Annotated in this window: 15 protein-coding genes; 4 read left to right on the forward strand and 11 right to left on the reverse strand. The window is 47.6% G+C overall.

What is annotated here, in order from left to right; genetic code table 11:
- Positions 1 to 33: 33 nt before the first annotated feature.
- The 6 genes from KFF03_RS13290 to rpe form a co-directional block, all read right to left on the reverse strand.
- The gene (locus KFF03_RS13290) at positions 34 to 1,206 is read right to left on the reverse strand and encodes an imelysin family protein (protein WP_255857409.1); all 1,173 of its coding nucleotides are present in this window, start codon (positions 1,204 to 1,206) and stop codon (positions 34 to 36) included.
- Positions 1,207 to 1,287: 81 nt separating this feature from the next.
- Positions 1,288 to 2,718, reverse strand: coding sequence for a DUF4856 domain-containing protein (locus tag KFF03_RS13295; RefSeq protein WP_255857410.1), 1,431 nt, complete (start codon positions 2,716 to 2,718; stop codon positions 1,288 to 1,290).
- Between the two features lie 283 nt (positions 2,719 to 3,001).
- Positions 3,002 to 3,322 (reverse strand): Grx4 family monothiol glutaredoxin, encoded by a 321-nt coding sequence (gene grxD / locus KFF03_RS13300; RefSeq protein WP_255857411.1) that lies wholly within the window; start codon positions 3,320 to 3,322, stop codon positions 3,002 to 3,004.
- Between the two features lie 127 nt (positions 3,323 to 3,449).
- Complete coding sequence (gene rmuC, locus KFF03_RS13305; protein WP_255857412.1) at positions 3,450 to 5,078, reverse strand: DNA recombination protein RmuC; 1,629 nt, start codon at positions 5,076 to 5,078, stop codon at positions 3,450 to 3,452.
- 41 nt (positions 5,079 to 5,119) lie between these two features.
- Entirely contained in the window at positions 5,120 to 5,851 is a 732-nt protein-coding gene (locus KFF03_RS13310; protein WP_255857413.1) for a phosphoglycolate phosphatase, read from the reverse strand.
- Entirely contained in the window at positions 5,851 to 6,576 is a 726-nt protein-coding gene (gene rpe, locus KFF03_RS13315; RefSeq protein WP_255857414.1) for a ribulose-phosphate 3-epimerase, read from the reverse strand. The genes KFF03_RS13310 and rpe overlap by 1 nt, the downstream gene beginning before the upstream one ends.
- A gap of 148 nt (positions 6,577 to 6,724) precedes the next feature.
- On the opposite strand from rpe, the gene KFF03_RS13320 reads away from it, so the two are divergent.
- The 3 genes from KFF03_RS13320 to KFF03_RS13330 all read left to right on the forward strand — a co-directional run bounded on the left by KFF03_RS13320 (position 6,725) and on the right by KFF03_RS13330 (position 9,461).
- Positions 6,725 to 8,017, forward strand: a complete 1,293-nt coding sequence (locus tag KFF03_RS13320; protein ID WP_255857415.1) for a DUF3530 family protein — start codon at positions 6,725 to 6,727, stop codon at positions 8,015 to 8,017.
- Positions 8,018 to 8,113: 96 nt separating this feature from the next.
- Positions 8,114 to 8,698: a hypothetical protein gene (locus KFF03_RS13325; protein WP_255857416.1), complete on the forward strand. Its 585-nt coding sequence runs from the start codon at positions 8,114 to 8,116 to the stop codon at positions 8,696 to 8,698.
- A 28-nt stretch (positions 8,699 to 8,726) separates the two neighbouring features.
- Complete coding sequence (locus KFF03_RS13330; RefSeq protein ID WP_255857417.1) at positions 8,727 to 9,461, forward strand: MBL fold metallo-hydrolase; 735 nt, start codon at positions 8,727 to 8,729, stop codon at positions 9,459 to 9,461.
- A 170-nt stretch (positions 9,462 to 9,631) separates the two neighbouring features.
- On the opposite strand, the gene KFF03_RS13335 is transcribed toward KFF03_RS13330, so the two are convergent.
- From KFF03_RS13335 to KFF03_RS13345, 3 genes are read right to left on the reverse strand one after another with little or no spacing between them, the layout of a single operon-like run.
- Complete coding sequence (locus KFF03_RS13335) at positions 9,632 to 12,070, reverse strand: xylulose 5-phosphate 3-epimerase (protein WP_255857418.1); 2,439 nt, start codon at positions 12,068 to 12,070, stop codon at positions 9,632 to 9,634.
- Positions 12,067 to 13,008 (reverse strand): ribose-phosphate pyrophosphokinase, encoded by a 942-nt coding sequence (locus KFF03_RS13340; protein WP_255857419.1) that lies wholly within the window; start codon positions 13,006 to 13,008, stop codon positions 12,067 to 12,069. The genes KFF03_RS13335 and KFF03_RS13340 overlap by 4 nt, the downstream gene beginning before the upstream one ends.
- Positions 13,008 to 14,525 (reverse strand): thymidine phosphorylase family protein, encoded by a 1,518-nt coding sequence (locus tag KFF03_RS13345; protein ID WP_255857420.1) that lies wholly within the window; start codon positions 14,523 to 14,525, stop codon positions 13,008 to 13,010. Before KFF03_RS13345 ends, KFF03_RS13340 begins: the two co-directional genes overlap by 1 nt.
- 141 nt (positions 14,526 to 14,666) lie before the next feature.
- Between KFF03_RS13345 and KFF03_RS13350 the strand changes: the two genes are divergently transcribed.
- Positions 14,667 to 16,037 carry an MBL fold metallo-hydrolase gene (locus KFF03_RS13350; RefSeq protein WP_255857421.1) on the forward strand — a complete coding sequence of 457 codons (1,371 nt, stop codon included), beginning with the start codon at positions 14,667 to 14,669 and terminating at the stop codon, positions 16,035 to 16,037.
- Positions 16,038 to 16,052: 15 nt separating this feature from the next.
- On the opposite strand, the gene KFF03_RS13355 is transcribed toward KFF03_RS13350, so the two are convergent.
- Together KFF03_RS13355 and KFF03_RS13360 are read right to left on the reverse strand one after the other, a co-directional pair.
- Positions 16,053 to 16,817, reverse strand: coding sequence for a hypothetical protein (locus tag KFF03_RS13355; protein WP_255857422.1), 765 nt, complete (start codon positions 16,815 to 16,817; stop codon positions 16,053 to 16,055).
- Between the two features lie 37 nt (positions 16,818 to 16,854).
- Positions 16,855 to 17,709: a hypothetical protein gene (locus KFF03_RS13360; RefSeq protein WP_255857423.1), complete on the reverse strand. Its 855-nt coding sequence runs from the start codon at positions 17,707 to 17,709 to the stop codon at positions 16,855 to 16,857.
- Positions 17,710 to 17,755: the final 46 nt, after the last annotated feature.

The raw sequence follows: 17,755 nt of genomic DNA on the forward strand, positions 1-17,755 counted from the left end.
TTCAATGTCACCACTCATATATAACTGGGCTAGTTAGTCGTTATCGCCTTGTGCGTTATTTGGCACACTGAAGCCTAACGTCATAACAAACTGGCCTTTTAAGTCATCAGTAAAGTCTTTAATTTTATTATCAAGAGAGCAGACTTTTTCCAACTCAGAAGCATCGCTGGCAGCATTAATACAAGTTGCTGCATCAGCGCCAGTTAAAATCGAACGAATATCACCGTTAATTGCAGCAGTGGCATCAATGGCAGTCTGTAATTTTTGCTTCATGCCAGTTGCAAGAGCAGATTGCCCCGCCGCAACCAGATAATCGTCCATGCCATTATCCATCACCGCTAAAGCACCTTCCAGGTTTGCCTGAATCGCTTCTTTGCCGTATGGGTTACGTGCATCAAACTCCAATGAAGATAACTTAAAAGCGGCACTTCCTGATGGTGGGAATACTGCCGTCAGCTTCGCATCTTTAGTTTGTTTATCAATATAGAATAACGCATCAGAGATGCTGTCAGCAGCCGCCTGTAAGTTAGATGAGGCACCAATATCATAATTATCAACTGCTGTTTTTAACGCAGCCACGTTGCTTACCATGTGTGCCGTTGCTAACTGAGTATAAGCGCAGCGTTCGCTCAGGCGCTCGGCTTCACTCTGAGCATTCCAGTTATCAATTGCCGTGGATGTACCAGCAGGGCAACTGATATTAGAAGAAGTGGTAAACAATAAATAATCCAGTGCATCCAAGGAGAAACGTACCGGCTCAACGTTATTCGTCAGCTGGTAACTCGCAGCCGTTGAGTTCACAACTTCTTCATCTACTTTACAGCTATCGTTCTTATTCCAGTTATAAAAATTAGAACGCTGTTCAGCAATTGGGCCAAACTGCATGACTTCCAGTTGTTGCCACTGATCCATGGCAACTTTCCATGCATTTTGTGCCGCAGCTTTTTTAGCATCATCAGCCAAATCGCTACAATATGCTTGGGTGGTTGAATCCAGCGTTTGCAAGGCAGTTTGCAATTCATTAACTGCAGGTTTAACTGCGTTATTAACAACTGAACGTAAACTGGTTGCACAGTTAAATGATTCAGAGTTCAGGCTAGTACAGTTGTCTGTAGCAGGGCCACCGCCGGATGAAGAGCCGCCACCGCCGCCACAAGCCACGAGTAACGTACTGACAGCAATACCAGACCATAATTTAACTGACATATTCCCCACCTTTTTAAATGGATTTAAACGACAAAGGGCTGCCGAAGCAGCCCTGATAATAACAAAATTGACTGGTTTTAATTACCAGTTTGCAACGTTGTTATCAGCAAAATTGTAAGCTTTCGCAATGATGCCACGAGCTTCTAACAGCTTCGCTGCATATGCATCGGCATCTGCTTTGTTCTCGAACACAGGCTGTTCACCCATTAACTCATGCATTTTTTCCTGATCTGCTTGAGTAAACTTGGTGATTGGGCTGAATTGCAGACCCAGAGCAAAACCTTTCATTTCACCCCAGTGTTTAGCTAGGTCAGCCATATTAAAATCGGCTGAGTCAACTTTGCCTAAGTCGCTGTTGGTATCATTGATATAATGAACAACCGTCGCAGCAATGGCTTTTTCCCAGTTTTCTAAAGCAATACCGGCCTGCTCAACCAGTTCAGCATGGTAACCTTCGCCAGCAACTGGGTCAGTACCATAGTTACTCTGGATAATCTGACGGCCTTTCAGGAAAGCATCCATCGCATTCTTAGAGAAGTCAGTTGCTGTGAAGTCTGCAGAACCTACGTCACGCTTAGCAGCATTAACAGAATTACCAAAGCTGTATTCAGCATTCAGGTCGATTTTGCCATCGCCATTGGTATCGTTATCCTGTTTGGATTTGTTGTCAGCATCACTGTAATTGTTGTAATCACGTGCCGCACCGAAGTAACCAAAACCTTCATCCCACTGGTGCTCAAGACTGGTGTAAGGCTTCCCTTCTTTATCTGCAGCGGAGTTTTGCTTAACCAAACCTTTATCCGCTTTCAGATAGTCCTCTGCTGCCTGAGAGTAAGTCACAGAACCCAGCAAGAATTTCTGGATTAATTGCTGGTAGTCCAAACCTTTTGACTCATCAACAAAATCAGTTTCACCATCAACGACTGCCAGGGTAGCAACCGCATCAAACCACTCTTGAATCAGGGCATAAGGCTTAGAACGTTCACCTGTAGCTGAGTCTTTACCAGGTACGGCTACTGCATCAACATCCCAGCCAATAAACTTGTCCAGTGTCAGAGCATTATCAACACCAGCTGTTTTGCCTAACAAATTTTTATCATCAGACAACTCAGAGAAATCGCCCTGCAACAACTCAGCATCTGCAGTTTTGACTTTTACATTAACATCGGTCGCTTCATTAGCAGCACCGGTGTAGAGGTTATTACTTGCCAGGTTGCCAACTGCATCCGTGGTCCCTGCTGCGTAAATTCGGTTCAGAGCCGTTACTGCCTGATCTTTTGTTAAACCATTGTTTTGCAGAGCATCGCTAGCAATAAAACCTTTTAACTCATTAATCAGAGCCTGGCGAGCAACCTGACCTGAGTAGGAAACTGCTGATTCCTGATTATCAACCACACTGGCAAACGTGTAGGTAGTTAATGGTGCAGGATCATTATCATCGTCGTCATCACTGCCACAGGCTGCCAGCAAAACAGCTGCCGACAAAATTGAAATGCCTTTAATCAGTTTCATCTGAATTCTCTTCTCAGTTAGGTTACATGTATAAGGTCTAAAATATGAGCGAGAATGCTAGCAAATCTCATTAGCAGCACAAAGAAAAAAATGAATTAAAATCAGAATTAATCTTATTTGATGTATAAATAATTCTTATTCTTAATACAAGTTTCAAAAAGCACAACAAAAGCGATAACAAACACGCCAAATGCGTTATTCCTGAAACAAAAAAGCCAGCACATATTGTGCTGGCTTTTTTGTTTTAACCTTCTGTTTACAGAGGCTTTTTTCGACCGAGATTTTATTCAGCGGGGGTAGCTTCTTCCAATACGGGCTTCAGCTCACCTTTCTGATGCATATCGGTAATGATATCGCAGCCTCCAACCAGTTCACCTTTCACCCATAATTGTGGGAAGGTTGGCCAGTTGGCATATTTAGGCAGGTTTTCACGGATTTCCGGGTTGGATAATACGTCAACGTAAGCGAACTTCTGACCACACTCCATGACCGCCTGTACGGTTTGTGCGGAAAAACCACACATTGGCTGGTTCGGAGAACCTTTCATGTACAACAGGATGTCGTTGTTTTCGACCTGGTCTTTGATGACTTCCATAATATCCATGGCTGATCTCTCTTGATTCGTTAGTGAATGTTGAAAATTAGCAGGGGATTCTAACACAATCGGTTGAGTTGTTGACTGCCACACTTGGTTTTTACTGTTTCAGCCTGCTTCTGCCAGTAACAACGGACTAAAGCTCAATCTCTTGCTGTTGATGCTTATCAGCGTCGAGTGTCTGGGCCGGTGCCTGCTCCAGCGATTGGTGCAGTTCGTCCTCAGCGTTGGCTTCCTCGACCAGGTTACGGGCCAGCTCTTTTTTCACCCGAACGCCCAGTTTCTGGAAGGTATCGGCACGATTCAGAAGGTTGCCCCGCCCCTGTTTTAACGATTTCCAGGCATCTTCGTAGGTGCCCTGAGCGGTGTTAAGTTGTTTGCCCAGTTTCTCCATATAATCCACCAGGCTGACCACTTTTTCGTACACTAGTCGTGCCTGATCGGCGATTTTTTCGGTATTGCGGTTACGTCGTTCAATTGCCCATAAACTGGCAACGGTGCGCAATGTGGCCAACAAGGTTGTTGGTGTTACCACCACAATACGACGCTCAAAAGCATCGTTAAAGAGTTGTTCATCTTGTTGGAAAGCCGCCATAAACGCCGGTTCTACCGGCATAAATAAGAATACAAAGTCTGGTGAGTTCAGCCCTTCCAGCTGCTGATAAGCTTTTTCGCTCAAGCCTTTGATGTGAGCACGTACTGACTCCACATGGCGCTTTAATGCAGCTTGTTGCTGCTCATCATTCTCGGCATTGATGGAGTCGGTATACGCATTCAGGGACACTTTGGCATCGATGATGATGTGTTTGCCTTCCGGCAGATTAATGATCACATCCGGGCGATAACGCTGGCCGCTGTCATCTTGATGACTCTGTTCGCGCACGTATTCTTCACCGGCACGTAAGCCCGAGCGTTCCAGCACGGTTTCCAGCACCATCTCGCCCCAGTTACCCTGCACTTTCTGTTCACCGCGTAAGGCGGTTGTCAGGGCCTGGGCTTCACTGCTCATTTGTTGATTCAGTTTATGCAGTTCGCCGATTTGTGCCCGCAGAGAAGCCCGGTCTTTGGCATCGTGCAGATGCACATCTTCCACTTTTTTGTGTAAGCCCTCGAGCTGCTGCTTAAACGGCGACAGTAAGGCATCCAACCCTTGTTTCTGTTGCTCGCTTTGTTGCTTGCTCTGTTCGCTGATTTGTTGTGCCTTCTGTTCCAGCACCTTTTGTGACAACAGCTCAAACTCTTTTAATAGCTGAGTTTTATTGTCTTCCAGCAGCTGCAGTTTTTCTTCGGCATTTTGTTGTTGCAGCTGGCGGGTTTCGCTTTCGGTGGCGAGCTGTGTCTGCAGCTGCTGATTGTTGTCACGTAACTGATCAACCTGCTGCGATAACTGCTGCTTATCCTGTTGCAGCATCGTCAGCTGTTGTTGCTGGCTTTTGTTATCTTGTTGCTGCCGCGCTAACTCTAGCTGTTGCTGGTGATAGTCTTGCTGTAACTCGCCATGTTCAAGACGCTGTTGTTCTTGCTGCTGGGCATGCTGTTGCTGTAATTGCTCAAACTCGTCTTGCGATTTCGTCAACGCACCTTGGGCCTGTTCTAACGTTTGTTGTTGCAGCAACTGTTGCTCATGTTGTTGAGCCAGTTGCTGTTCATAATGCTGTGTAAGCTGTTGCTGTTTCCGTCCCATTACCAGCGCAATCATTGCACCGCTGACAGTTACCAGCAGGCCACAAAGCACGATTAAATAGTTCAGGCTCAGTTCTAACATCTAAGCAATATCCTTGTTGTTTCTGTGTTGTATCCGTGTTGTTAAGTGCTGGCAACCAGCTCCATCAGGTTATCCACCAACAAATCTGGCTGGCTCAGGGCAATGCTTTCACCGTGGTTATAGCCATAACTCACGGCCACGGTTTTGATATTTGCAGCTTTAGCAGCGCCAATATCGTGGCGGGAATCACCAATCATGAGCGCGTTATCGGTGGATACTTTCATCTCACGGCAGGCATGTAGCAGGGGTAACGGCGACGGCTTTTTCTCAGCAAAATCATCGCCACAAATCACCAGTGAGAAATGCTGACTCCAAGCCAGCGACTCCAATAAAGGTAAAGTGAATAACCTGGGCTTGTTGGTGATAAGCACTTTAGGCAGCGATATGCCATTCAGGAAGGCTTCCACACCGGGGTACACACCCGTTGCTTGGTGCAATGCAGCCAGGTAGGCCTGATCAAAGACGTCGCGCCAGGGGTGGATATCACTGGCTGGAAACGCATTGGCAGCGACTTCGTCACCGTCGGCCAGTGCCCGGCGAATCAATTGATCGGCACCGTTGCCAACCCAGTGGCTGACTTGCTCTGCTCCGGCGGGCTCGCGGCCGAAGTGTTGCAGCATAGTATCTACCGCAGCTGCCAGATCCGGCACACTATTGATCAGCGTGCCATCCAGATCAAACAGCAGCAGTCCAAGGCCGTTTGGAACAGTGCCGTCTTGACCAGAACCATTTAGATCAGAGAAAAGCGCTTGTAGCGAGTCGGCGAATCGCATTACCGTTTAGCATCAATGGTGGCCATTTCAGCACGCATCTGATCAATCACGGTTTTGTAATCCGGTGCATTAAAGATGGCAGAACCTGCCACAAACATATCGGCACCGGCTTCATAAATTTCACCAATGTTGTCGGCTTTCACCCCACCATCAATTTCCAGGCGGATGTCATAACCGGAGGCGTCGATTTTGGCACGCGCTTCACGCAATTTATCCAACGTGGCCGGAATAAAGGATTGACCGCCAAAACCTGGGTTAACCGACATCAGCAAGACCACGTCCAGCTTGTCCATCACGTAGTCCATATAATGCAGCGGTGTCGCTGGATTAAACACCAGGCCCGCTTTTAAACCCGCGGATTTAATCAGTTGTAGACTACGGTCGATATGGTCTGACGCTTCCGGGTGGAAAGTGATGTAACTGGCACCGGCGTCGATAAAGTCACCAATCAGACGATCCACCGGGTTCACCATCAGGTGCACATCAATTGGTGCGGTAATGCCATGATTACGCAAAGCCTTACACACCATTGGGCCAATAGTCAGATTCGGCACGTAATGGTTGTCCATCACATCAAAGTGAACCACGTCAGCGCCTGCTGCGAGGACGTTTTCCACTTCTTCACCTAACCGGGCAAAGTCAGCGGATAAAATAGAAGGAGCAATCAGGCAGTTCTTACTTGATGTAGGCTTGTTTGGCGTGGCGTTGTTTGAACTGGCAGTCATAGAAGTACCGTCGGTTTATCGAAGCTAATGGTTAGTGGCGCTATTGTAGCATTATCAAACTCAGTGTCGGGAACGGAACTTGCTTTTCCTTATGTAACACCATCGCTACACCGATAACTACACTTAGCTTTTGCCCGGACACCTTGTCATGATTTTCTCTACACGCTTTGCTCATTATTTTTTACTGCCCTGTTTTTTGTTGCAGTTTGCCTTACTGCTATCGGTATCGGCCTATGGCGAAGATGAACCGCAAGCCATGGAAAAAACCGAACTTGAGGAAACCGAAATTGATGGAGATAAGGATGAACAACCGACCTCAGAAACAGCTGAAGTCAATGCAAAGGTCGAGGTGCTGGAGCGTGTTTCGCCACAAACCGATCACCAACGTCATCAGTCGATTATTGATCACCTGAGTTTGTACCAGCGCCAACGTGAAGTGGTTGAGCTGGTCAATGATGATGAATCCTTTCATGGTTTGTTTTTACAGGAAAACATGGGGCAGCCCCAGGGCGGGATTCTGCTGTTACACGACAACCAGCAACACGCCCAATGGCCCACAATTGTTGGCCCTTTACGACAGTACTTACCGGACTATGGCTGGGCAACACTGGCCATTGAGCTGCCTTCGCAACCCATTGCACAACTCCCTCAGCGGCCAAGTTATGGCATACCAGGATCACCAGACTCCGTTGAAGCAGCCGACGAAGCGTCAGAAAACGAAGCAGCCTCTGCTGACGAAACCGGCTCATCACCTGCGGAGCAAAGCAGCAATGAAACCGATACAAACGATGACACAGGCAGCATAGGCGGCAATACCAGCGGCCAACCTGAACCGCCAGAAGCAGGCAATACCCTCTCCGATGAGAATAACGAACCCGCCCTTCCCCGCCTGAACCGGTTACCGGACACCGCTGAAAGTACAGGTACCGATAATGATACCCAAGCACTCACGGAAACTTCAGCGTCGATGCGCTATCAGCAACACATGCGTAATCGGGTCAACACGGCCATGGATTATCTGAAAAGCCGTGGGCAGTTAAATCTGGTGATTATTGCCAATGGTAACAGCGCCTCCTGGGCGGTTAATTATCTATTAAATCAGCAACAGCAGCGTGAAGGAGAAGAGGAAAAATCCATCGAAGCGTTTTCTCTGGTATTGGTTGATGCCCAACAAAACACACATGATCAGTTGTACCTGGAAGAGCAACTGACTCAACTGGAAATCCCGATTCTGGATCTGGTTATCAATTACAACCGAGCCAGCTCCGATAACAGCCAACGCAGAGCGGGCATGATGCGCCATCAACAACGACAGAATTATCGTCAGCTAACGATCTCAGCGGCAGACCTGATGAACGAACAGCATCATCAGGTAAAACGCAGAATCAGGGGCTGGTTAAAAACCAATGCGGCGGGCAGTGAACTACCGTTAAACCGTTAATTCGCCACAGGACGCAAAAATAACCGCTTATGATTTCATCCGGCAGGCCGATAAAAGGCTTCTATACTTTCTATAAGTTTGAGATGAGATTCACCCATGAACACGCCTATTTTTGTTACGGCTGCCAGTATTGCTGCGGAGTTGCATCAGGCCATGCTGGAAGCCAAGGGCCTGGCACTGACGGCTAAAAATGCTCGTGCATTGGCCGTGCGCGCCGGGTCAAAAACCGTTGGTTTTAAAGCCATCACTCATTTTATTGATGAGCTCGCCAGCGACATTATTCGCCAATCACAATATATCAACGGTGTCTCTGAAAAGTTATCTCAGGAAGCGGTGAATTTATGGCGCTCAACCCTGGCGGCGGAGAAATTCGAGTGGATCTCCCAACAGCACGACACCAATAAAGCCTCATTAACGCTGGCGATGGAGCAATGTTTCCAGCAGCGGGAGCAGCTGTCCGGATCATTACAGCGTGGCCTGCGCGAACTGGAGGAACAATTGGAAGAAGGCGATAAACATATTCGCACCGCCAATTTAATCGCCACTTCCAGCAAAGTAGAAGCGTCGTCAGCGGAAGAGTTTCGCGGCCAACTGGAAGTCATCGCTAATAATATTACCGATACCGCCGATAAAATCCGTACCCATTTAAGCAAAGCCCGCAGTTTATTAAGTCAGCGCTGATGCCAAATAAAAACCGAGAACAGAGATTATGTTAGCAACCACAATTTATGAAGACGGTGATCATCGCTGGATTATGTTTGGCCGTGACCCGGATAAATCCGAAGGCATTATCGATACCAACCAATATCTGATTCAGAGTGGTAATCAGGCAATACTGCTGGACCCGGGTGGCATCGAGTTATTCGCCCCAATGTTGTCGGCGGTTTTAAAGTTTGTTCCGGCCGAGCAGATTACCCATTTATTCGCCTCTCACCAGGACCCGGATATTATTTCGTCGTTAGGTTTATGGGATCAGGCATTACCTAATGCAAAACTGTATTCGCCCTGGTTATGGGAAAGCTTTATCCGTCACTTTGGCATGGAACGTATCGAATATTGTGCCATTCCGGATGAAGGTCTGACATTAACACTGAATAAAATTCAGCTGCAGTTTGTTCCCGCCCATTATCTGCATTCTTCGGGCAACTTTCATGTGTATGACCCTAAAGCCAAAATTTTAATGAGTGGCGATGTGGGTGCAGCAATGGAGCATACCGATGCGCCATTGTGGGTGGAAAATATGTCCAGCCATGCACCAAAAATGCAAAAATTCCACCAGCGCTGGATGCCATCGGATGATGCCAAACTGGATTGGGTAAGACGAGTGCGTCACCTGGATATTGATATTATGGCACCACAACATGGCCGGTTATTTAAACCACCCCATGTAGCGGAGTTTCTCGATTGGTTTGAGCAACTGCCGGTGGGTATTGCGGTTAAATAACCGATCCAAAAAATAAAAAACTGTATGCCTGGCTCCCACTCTCTGCGTGGTAGTCATATCGAGTTTAGCTCCCACGCAGAGCGTGGGAGCCAGAGTAAAAAGAACAAAGGCCGTATTGCTGTTAATAAATACGGCCTTTTATTTTTCTGCTTTCAACTCAGTGTTATCAATTATTCTTCGGGTGGATAAGGATGTTTAATCACATCATACGGGTCGCCTTGCCCTTGAATCGCAGCCCACTCTTCGGCAGTTAACCATTCGCTTGGCTCAATATCAGCTAACCGCGCTAACGCGGCTAACGCATCTGCCCAGGTACAACGATTGGCAAACAACAGTCCTTCCGCATCCAGCGTGCCACCCTGGTTCACATACCCTAAAGCCAAGGTATTTTGTGGCCCCAGATCTAACAGCCGGGTATGAGCTAACAGAATTTCCGGACGAGTGTGACTCAGGAAAACACGATACTTCACCGTTGATGGGAATAAGGCATCCATTACTGATTCCGACGCTTTCACCTGCGCTTCGTAACCATCACGCGGCACCCGGAAACGCCCTGGCTCCAGCAAATAAATTAAAGAATGCGCCACACCTTTTTGTTTTAACCGATCACTGGCTTTTAATGCCTGTTGCAACTGATGAGCACCACAAGCCACCAGCTGCAATTCTGAACCACAATGACCACGCACACAGACTGCACCATCCTGAACCAGTGCTTCTGATTGACGGGCATCCAACACCATCGGCATGACGGACTTGGGAATCACCAGATTCCAGATCACCCCCAAATCACCGTAACAGGCTTTTAAACAGGCCATGGCACTGTTGCCATCGGCCGGAAAAACCACCCGCGACATATCAGCCATTTCACCAAGCAGCGCTTCGGCCAGACTTGGGTCCTGGTGACTTTGTTCATTTTTGCCGTTCTCCCAGACATGGGAAGTGGAAATAATCGGTAACCCCAACCAGGGTGCCGGTTCTCCCACCTCTTTTTGATGGCGTGAGAAAATAATCGCCTGGCGTAACGCACCCAGCATTTTGGTGGCAAAGGCTTCATACGATACAACCAGATTAAGCCCGGCCTGATTAGCCAAACAGGCACTGACAATGGCTTCTTCGTTAAGCGCCGTAATCACCCGGCCATTAATGGCTTCAGCAACACCCTCTTCTGGATCGGTTACCCGATGCTGCAATAAATCGAGTGTTTGATTCATACGGTTGGAGCGCAACTCATCCGGGTTACCCACCCGTACCCGCAACTGATCATTAATCTCAACCAGATTCACAAAATACCGATCAATCGCTGCCATTGGCGCAATGGCTTCATTCAGCCATTGTGGGTCCTGGCGGTTAACCGTCACGGCAATCGGTAGCTCTGGTGAACGCGGTTGGACCAGCACCTGCGCTGCCTGTTTCCAGTTTGCTTCAGGCTGATGCAAGTCTTTAATACCACGATGGAAAAATGCCAGTGCATCGGCATCACGACGAGGATTACTGCCTAATGGCAAACCATGAGCCGCATTGGTTCCGGCTCCGGGAAAACCAAAGCCCTTCACGGTTTCGGCAATACAATAAGGCAGCGGAACGGGATAGCTGGCTTCACCTTTTTCAGCGGCTTCACCGGCATGTTGCAAATGCTGCTCCATAAAATAAATAGCACAAACAAACGCCGCCGGATCGCGACCGTCAATCACAAATGGCGCAAAGCCCTGATGTTTTAAGTGATCAATAAACCAGTCACTGCCACCCTGTTGTGCAACCGTGGTGCGCTGATCAATACGGCGACCATTGGCAATCATAATCGGACTGACTAACCCGGAGTCATTGGCACGCCACCAGCGCGCCGCCCAGTCACTGCCACGTTGTTCTTCAAAGGCACCATCACTTAAAAATGCCACCAGCCGCTCATCTTTTTGTGGCATATGAACGTATTGCAAACCGGCAAAACCTAAATAGCCACCTTCTATTTTAGCGCCGGCCGTATTCGGATTAACGTGAGAGCCTAATGGCGATAACGGTTTGCCATCCGGTCGTACCCGGTAATTATAAAAATCCTGAACAAAATGGCTCAGACCATCATTGGTCAGTGGATATTCTTTCTTACGTTCAGGTAATGCCGTTCCGGTAAGTAATTGCAACGCATCAATCGCGGCAACACAGTGACCTTGCCCCATTAACCAGTCACGATGAATACCCGTCAGGCTGTTAATGGTCATATAGGCTGCATAAGCCGGAACCATATTTAACGAACCACCAGTATGCCCCTGCGGATCTCGTTTGAAATCCTGTGGAGATAACTCTCTGCCATCCAGAAAAACATGTTTGGCGTAAGTCATATGAATCACCAGCCACATGGCCTGATTCGTTAATACATCCAATGCGGTTAGTTTTTTATAACATTCAGCTTTGTCAGCGATTACACCCGCTTCTTGCAAGGCCGTGGCTAATTCATAAACCTGCAATTGTGTTGCAGGCTGATGCTCGATCACACCATTGCCGTTAGCCCAGTCGGCAAAGTCTTTATCGAACTCACGGTGTTGGCGCGCCTGAGCTTCAATTTCCTGTTCCTGAAACCGTTCACGCTGCTGCATATAATTTAAATTAAGACTCATGCTTTTCCCTCCGTGGTTGCTTCAGTCTTACTACTGGTCAACTCTAAAATTAATTCCAGAATGGCCGGAGTCATTAAATAGCTGATATCAATTTGATTGGTATTGTGGGGAATACAATTACAAGTACGGATATCTGCAATCGGACCGGCGCACATTTCCGCTTCAGCACCCTCTGCGAAGACCGCATGAACACCAATACACAAGGGGTGTTTTAAGCCCTGTTGCTGTAATTGTTCCGCAGTTCTCAGCATCGTACGTCCGGTTGAAATAATATCATCCACCATCACCGGTAAATGATTTCGGTAACGCTCGACATCGGGAATATCAATCGCCACATCACGATCGCCACTGCGCGTTTTTGTCAGCACCAGATGCTCACAACCGGCTGCGGTTGCAACGGTTTTGGCCCATTGCTCACTTTCTTCGTCCGGACCGACCACCAATAATGGATCCCCTGGATTTTGTTCTGATAATTGTCTGAGGTATTCACCAATAATTCGGGTCGCATGTAACGTGCGGGTTGGAATGGAATAAATTTCGTTTAAGTGATGATAACGATGCAGGTGAGGATCAATTGTCACCAGATAATCAAAATGTTCGCTGATTAATTTTGCAAAATATTTTGACGTTAAACATTCCCCCGGTTGGAAGCGAATATCCTGACGCATATAGGCCAGGTAAGGAGCAACCAAACCAACCCGCTCAGCGCCCATTTCTTTCAGATGAGCCGCCATAAATAACAGCCCTAAGGCTTTATCATTGGGCTGATGCAGGTGGCACAACACCACCACATCTTCGCCTTCAACATTGGCCGGTAAATTAAAATACCATTCCCCATCAGGGAAATGGCGGCTTTCGAGTGGTAGCACTTCGGCTGCCAGTGCTTTGGATAAGGATTCAGCCAGCTGCTGGTGACCGTCCATACATAAAATCAACATCAGACCAATTCCTCTTCAATGCGAACCACATCGGTGTGACCATCTAAAAATTCCAGAGCGTATTGCAGCTCCCCCGGGGCTTCAGCGTGTAACGTGAACAACGGTGTACCCACACGTACCTGATCACCCAGCTGGACATGCACTTCCAACCCCGCAGTGACTGCATTCGGTGCGCCTGCTAATGACGCCAAACGGGAAATAAAACGATTATTAAAATAAGCAACCACGCCGTTAGCTGTTGCCGTGATTGTGTGTGTATAAGGGGCGGTACCGGGTTGTTGAAAACCGCCCTGAGCATCACAGATGGCACAGAATTTCACCATCGCGTTACCGCTGATCAGTGTCTCTTCCGCCAGCTTAAAACCGTCTCCAACATCACAGTGTTGAGCCATTTCCAGCATAGTGCCTGCCAGCTGCAGTGACTTCTGTTTCAGATCCTGCGGTGCATTCTGGTCATTCATTAACACCTGTAACACATCACGGGCCTCAAGCGCCGGACCAATTCCCCGACCAATGGGTTGAGTCCCATCGGTGATCACGGTAGATACATTCAGTCCCATCGCTTTTCCGGTTTGCTCCAACAATGACGCTAAACGCTCAGCCATGGCTTGTGAACGCACTTTAGCGGTTGGCCCCACCGGAATATCAATCAACACTTGCTGTGAACCGGCAGCCACTTTTTTAGAAATAACGGAGGCTACCAGCTGACCTTCACTATCCAGATCCAGCGCCCGCTCGACACGAATCACAATATCGTCGGTTGGGCTTAACGACACGGAACCGCCCCAGGCCAGGCATGCACCTTGTTGTTCCACTATCTGCTGCATCTGATCAAATTCAAGCTGAACCGGCGTCATGGTTTCCATCGTATCGGCGGTACCGGCTGGTGAGGTAATTGCCCGGCTTGAGGTTTTTGGCATCATCAGACCATTCGCGGCAATAATCGCCGTGACAATGGGAGTGGTTCGGTTCCCAGGTAATCCGCCAACACAATGTTTGTCGAGTACCTTTGACTCTCCCCAGTTAAACCGCTGGCCACTGGCCACCATCGCCTGGGTAATGGCAACGGTTTCTTCCAGATTCAGGCGATCACCAGCACAGGCAGTCACAAACGCCGATAACTGAATATCACTATACCGGCCTTGTTTGATGTCATGGATCACAGCGGCAGCTGTTTCAGCAGTGAAACGCTCACCGTACAGTTTGCCACGCACAAAGGACATGGAATCAACCGCTCTGGGGTGTCGAAACGATAAATGCTCATCGTCAGCAGGCTTGTTTAATAACCGCCAGGCAGCTTCCGATACCCCTGCTTGTTCATGGGATAAGAGTTCATTACTCACCAATGCTAATGTCGCAATGGTGGAAGACGATTCGGTGCACACTTCCACCCGCGACTGGGCGGTGAACCCTTCAGCAATCGCCACATGGCAATCCTGACGCATGTACACCACCGCCTCTTGGTGAGTATCAACACCTAATCGCTTTAGTTTTAAAAAATTGAATTCGTGTGCCATATGCATCTTTTCATGATGGGATGCATTCAGTGTAGAAAGGCTGTTTCCGGGAAGTCTTGCGATAAATCAACGAGAGGCCAGTCTCGATTATCTAACCTGTTAGTAACCGACTCAGGTCAATGGCATAAAAGGATGAGTTATATGAAAGCCCCCTTTCAGGTTCAATTTATAGGTGCCACCGGAACCGTCACCGGATCAAAATATCTGATCAGTTATGATCGCTATAAAATCCTGGTTGATTGTGGTTTATTTCAGGGCATTAAAAATGTCCGAAGTCGTAACTGGTCTGACCTTCCGTTTCAGGCCAGTGAGCTGAACGCGGTATTATTAACTCATGCCCATATTGATCATTCCGGTTATTTACCTGCTTTAATGAAGCGTGGCTACCATGGTTCAATTCACTGCAGCGATGCCACAAAAGCATTATGCAAAGTGTTATTACCGGATGCCGGTTTTCTTCAGGAGGAAGATGCCAAGTATGCGAATAAAAAACGTTTTTCTAAACATGAACCTGCCGAGCCACTATACACCGAAGACGACGCACGCAAAGTTCTGAAACAATTTAAATCTGTACCTTTTCGTCAGCAAATTGATTTACCCGGTGGTATGACCGCTGAGTTCATTCCTGTCGGTCATATTCTGGGGGCGAGTGCTATTCGTCTTGAATATAAAGGAACCAGCATTACCTTCAGCGGTGATGTTGGTCGTCAGAATGATGTTGTGATGTATCCACCAGAGCCTTTGCCTACAACCGATTATCTGGTTGTTGAATCAACCTATGGTGATCGCTTACATGAAGACGTTAATGAAGAAGAAGTCATTGCCAGCATCGTCAACCGCACCGCACAACGTGGTGGCATTGTGTTAATGCCGGCATTTGCGGTTGGCCGTGCTCAAATGGTACTGCACGTATTGGAAAAACTTAGGGCACAAAACCGCATCCCTCATATGCCGGTTTACCTGAACAGTCCGATGGCGATTAAAGCCACAGAAATTTTTTATGATCTTCATGACTTACATAAACTCAATAAAGACGACTGTCAGCGTATTGATGAGATGACCCATTATGTAAAAACCGTTGAAGAGTCGATTGAGCTGAATGGTCGGAAATACCCTTCAATTATTATTTCAGCCAGTGGCATGGCCAGCGGCGGCCGGGTATTACATCATTTAAAAACCCTGGTCCGCGATCCTAAAAACAGTATTTTATTTTTGGGGTATCAAGCTGCTGGCACTCGTGGTGATGCCATGACCCATGGTGCAGAGCGGGTAAAAATTCACGGTATGTATTTTCCGGTTAAAGCGGAAGTTCATAACCTTCAGGCATTATCAAGCCACGGAGACTATCAGGAGATTTTACATTGGTTAAAACAGATGCCTGCCAAACCTAAAAAAGTGTTTATTACCCATGGCGAAAGCTCCGCAGCTGATGCCATGCGTTTGCAACTTCAGGATGAACTGGGTTGGCATGCAATCGTACCCGAATATTTAGATACGGAAGTTTTAAGATAAATAATACCAGTGTAATTAAAAGCGCCAGTGAAAATTTATACGGTAGGTATTCAGGCGATTATCCGGTTCGCTCCAGCGAATTGGGCCAACACAAGACGAGCCCGTTTGATACGGGCTTTTGGCCATACGAATTTGTTGAAAATCCGCACTGATTTTAACCGCAGGAACTGACTCAAAACGATAATCAATAATTGCCTGAATACCATGATCTGGGCGAGGGTAAACCGACACTGCGGATGTGCATGCTGTGGCATCAATATCCACGCGGCTTTCCATTGAACGATTTAGCAATCCACTCAACTGCCAACGCCCAATGTCTTGCATGATTCCCAACGAGAACAACTGCCAGCGATAGGTTTCGGATAGCCCCGAACTGAATCCGCGAGGCTGAATATCCCGTTGCCAGTGATGAAAAGCGTAACGAACGGCAACCCGGCGCTGACTTTCTCCCAGTCGATAGTTAAGCCCTAACTGGTATTGCCGAAGTGCTTCATCGGTACTGGTATCCAGATTCGCACCGCCCTGAGTCTCTCCCTGATAATCTGCTGTTCCCTGCTGCATACTGGCTGCAAGCATCAGCTCAACATCATGGATATGCCAGAATGCGGCCGCCGATACAACAGGCAAGGTCGCCGTCTCATGATTCAACTCTGAGCCATTATCGGAAAATTCTTTATATGAAAAATGTTCAATACCAGAGCTAAGTTCAAAAGAAATGTCATTGGCACTGGCGTTAACCCAGGCCAAGCAGCATAAAAAAATAAAAAAGAGGTGTTTCATAAAATGAAAAGCGCCCAATGAAGGGCGCCTGAATGATTTACCAGTTAATGGTTTCTGCTACACCATCAATGGTCAGTGTGAAAGAAGAACAGCTATCAAAATCTAAACGGGCAGTTTCATTGCCAGCCGTAATGCTAATGCTGCCTGAGCTTGGATTGCCATTATCACAATCAAATTTTACCGCAGATGCAACCACATCAATATAACCGTGTTCAGCATCATAAACACGCGCCCGCACATTATAACCGCTGAAGCCATTACCACTCACAGAAGACGTATCTACACGGTAATCACGGCCATTATCGGCGCGGAAGCTGGATACAACCTGGCAATTATCGAAACGATCGCAAGTCACAGTGGCATTCAGAGTTTGAGTTTCGCCCTGATAAGTCATGGTGAAGTTACGATAAACAATTACACTGCTACCATCATCATTCCGCGTAACAACAGCGCTACCATTAACAACCACACCGCCTGTTTCACAGCGGTTATAGTTAATGGTGATACTATTACCCTCGGAGGTTGCTGTTGCAGAACCAGAGTCACATGCTTCAGAAACATCAACCGTGCTACCCGTTGCTGTCGTCAGTACTTTCACAGCATTCAGAATCAATTGATCAGCGGCGCGGGTATCTACTGTTTCCAGACTAGCCCCTGTCGGTAAACCGTTATTTGACACAGCCTGACGGCTACCAATAACACCAGCCTCAGCCAGCTCTTCTTTATTGCCATCCGTAATGGTCGCTTGTGTGGTCGCTCCGTTATATGCACCTACCTGGCCAGCGTTGACCGGATCCTCATCGGAAGAACCGCCAGATGAACCACCACCACAGGCGGTTAAAACCAATGGCGCAGAGACAAGCAATGTTAAAAACAGTTTGTTGATATTCACGGTTATTCAATCCTTTTCGTTATTTGGCGGGACGGAGCTTAACAAA

Source organism: Bacterioplanoides sp. SCSIO 12839 (assembly GCF_024397975.1).
GTDB lineage: Bacteria > Pseudomonadota > Gammaproteobacteria > Pseudomonadales > Oceanobacteraceae > Bacterioplanoides.

What these genes read in the sequence shown, in the direction of transcription:
- KFF03_RS13325 (WP_255857416.1), top strand. Translation starts at nt 8,114, where the DNA reads ATGAACACGCCTATTTTTGTTACGGCTGCCAGTATTGCTGCGGAGTTG.
- KFF03_RS13335 (WP_255857418.1), bottom strand. Translation starts at nt 12,070, where the DNA reads ATGAGTCTTAATTTAAATTATATGCAGCAGCGTGAACGGTTTCAGGAA.
- KFF03_RS13355 (WP_255857422.1), bottom strand. Translation starts at nt 16,817, where the DNA reads ATGAAACACCTCTTTTTTATTTTTTTATGCTGCTTGGCCTGGGTTAAC.
- KFF03_RS13340 (WP_255857419.1), bottom strand. Translation starts at nt 13,008, where the DNA reads ATGTTGATTTTATGTATGGACGGTCACCAGCAGCTGGCTGAATCCTTA.
- rpe (WP_255857414.1), bottom strand. Translation starts at nt 6,576, where the DNA reads ATGACTGCCAGTTCAAACAACGCCACGCCAAACAAGCCTACATCAAGT.
- KFF03_RS13345 (WP_255857420.1), bottom strand. Translation starts at nt 14,525, where the DNA reads ATGGCACACGAATTCAATTTTTTAAAACTAAAGCGATTAGGTGTTGAT.
- KFF03_RS13310 (WP_255857413.1), bottom strand. Translation starts at nt 5,851, where the DNA reads ATGCGATTCGCCGACTCGCTACAAGCGCTTTTCTCTGATCTAAATGGT.
- rmuC (WP_255857412.1), bottom strand. Translation starts at nt 5,078, where the DNA reads ATGTTAGAACTGAGCCTGAACTATTTAATCGTGCTTTGTGGCCTGCTG.
- KFF03_RS13350 (WP_255857421.1), top strand. Translation starts at nt 14,667, where the DNA reads ATGAAAGCCCCCTTTCAGGTTCAATTTATAGGTGCCACCGGAACCGTC.
- KFF03_RS13330 (WP_255857417.1), top strand. Translation starts at nt 8,727, where the DNA reads ATGTTAGCAACCACAATTTATGAAGACGGTGATCATCGCTGGATTATG.
- KFF03_RS13295 (WP_255857410.1), bottom strand. Translation starts at nt 2,718, where the DNA reads ATGAAACTGATTAAAGGCATTTCAATTTTGTCGGCAGCTGTTTTGCTG.
- KFF03_RS13290 (WP_255857409.1), bottom strand. Translation starts at nt 1,206, where the DNA reads ATGTCAGTTAAATTATGGTCTGGTATTGCTGTCAGTACGTTACTCGTG.
- grxD (WP_255857411.1), bottom strand. Translation starts at nt 3,322, where the DNA reads ATGGATATTATGGAAGTCATCAAAGACCAGGTCGAAAACAACGACATC.
- KFF03_RS13320 (WP_255857415.1), top strand. Translation starts at nt 6,725, where the DNA reads ATGATTTTCTCTACACGCTTTGCTCATTATTTTTTACTGCCCTGTTTT.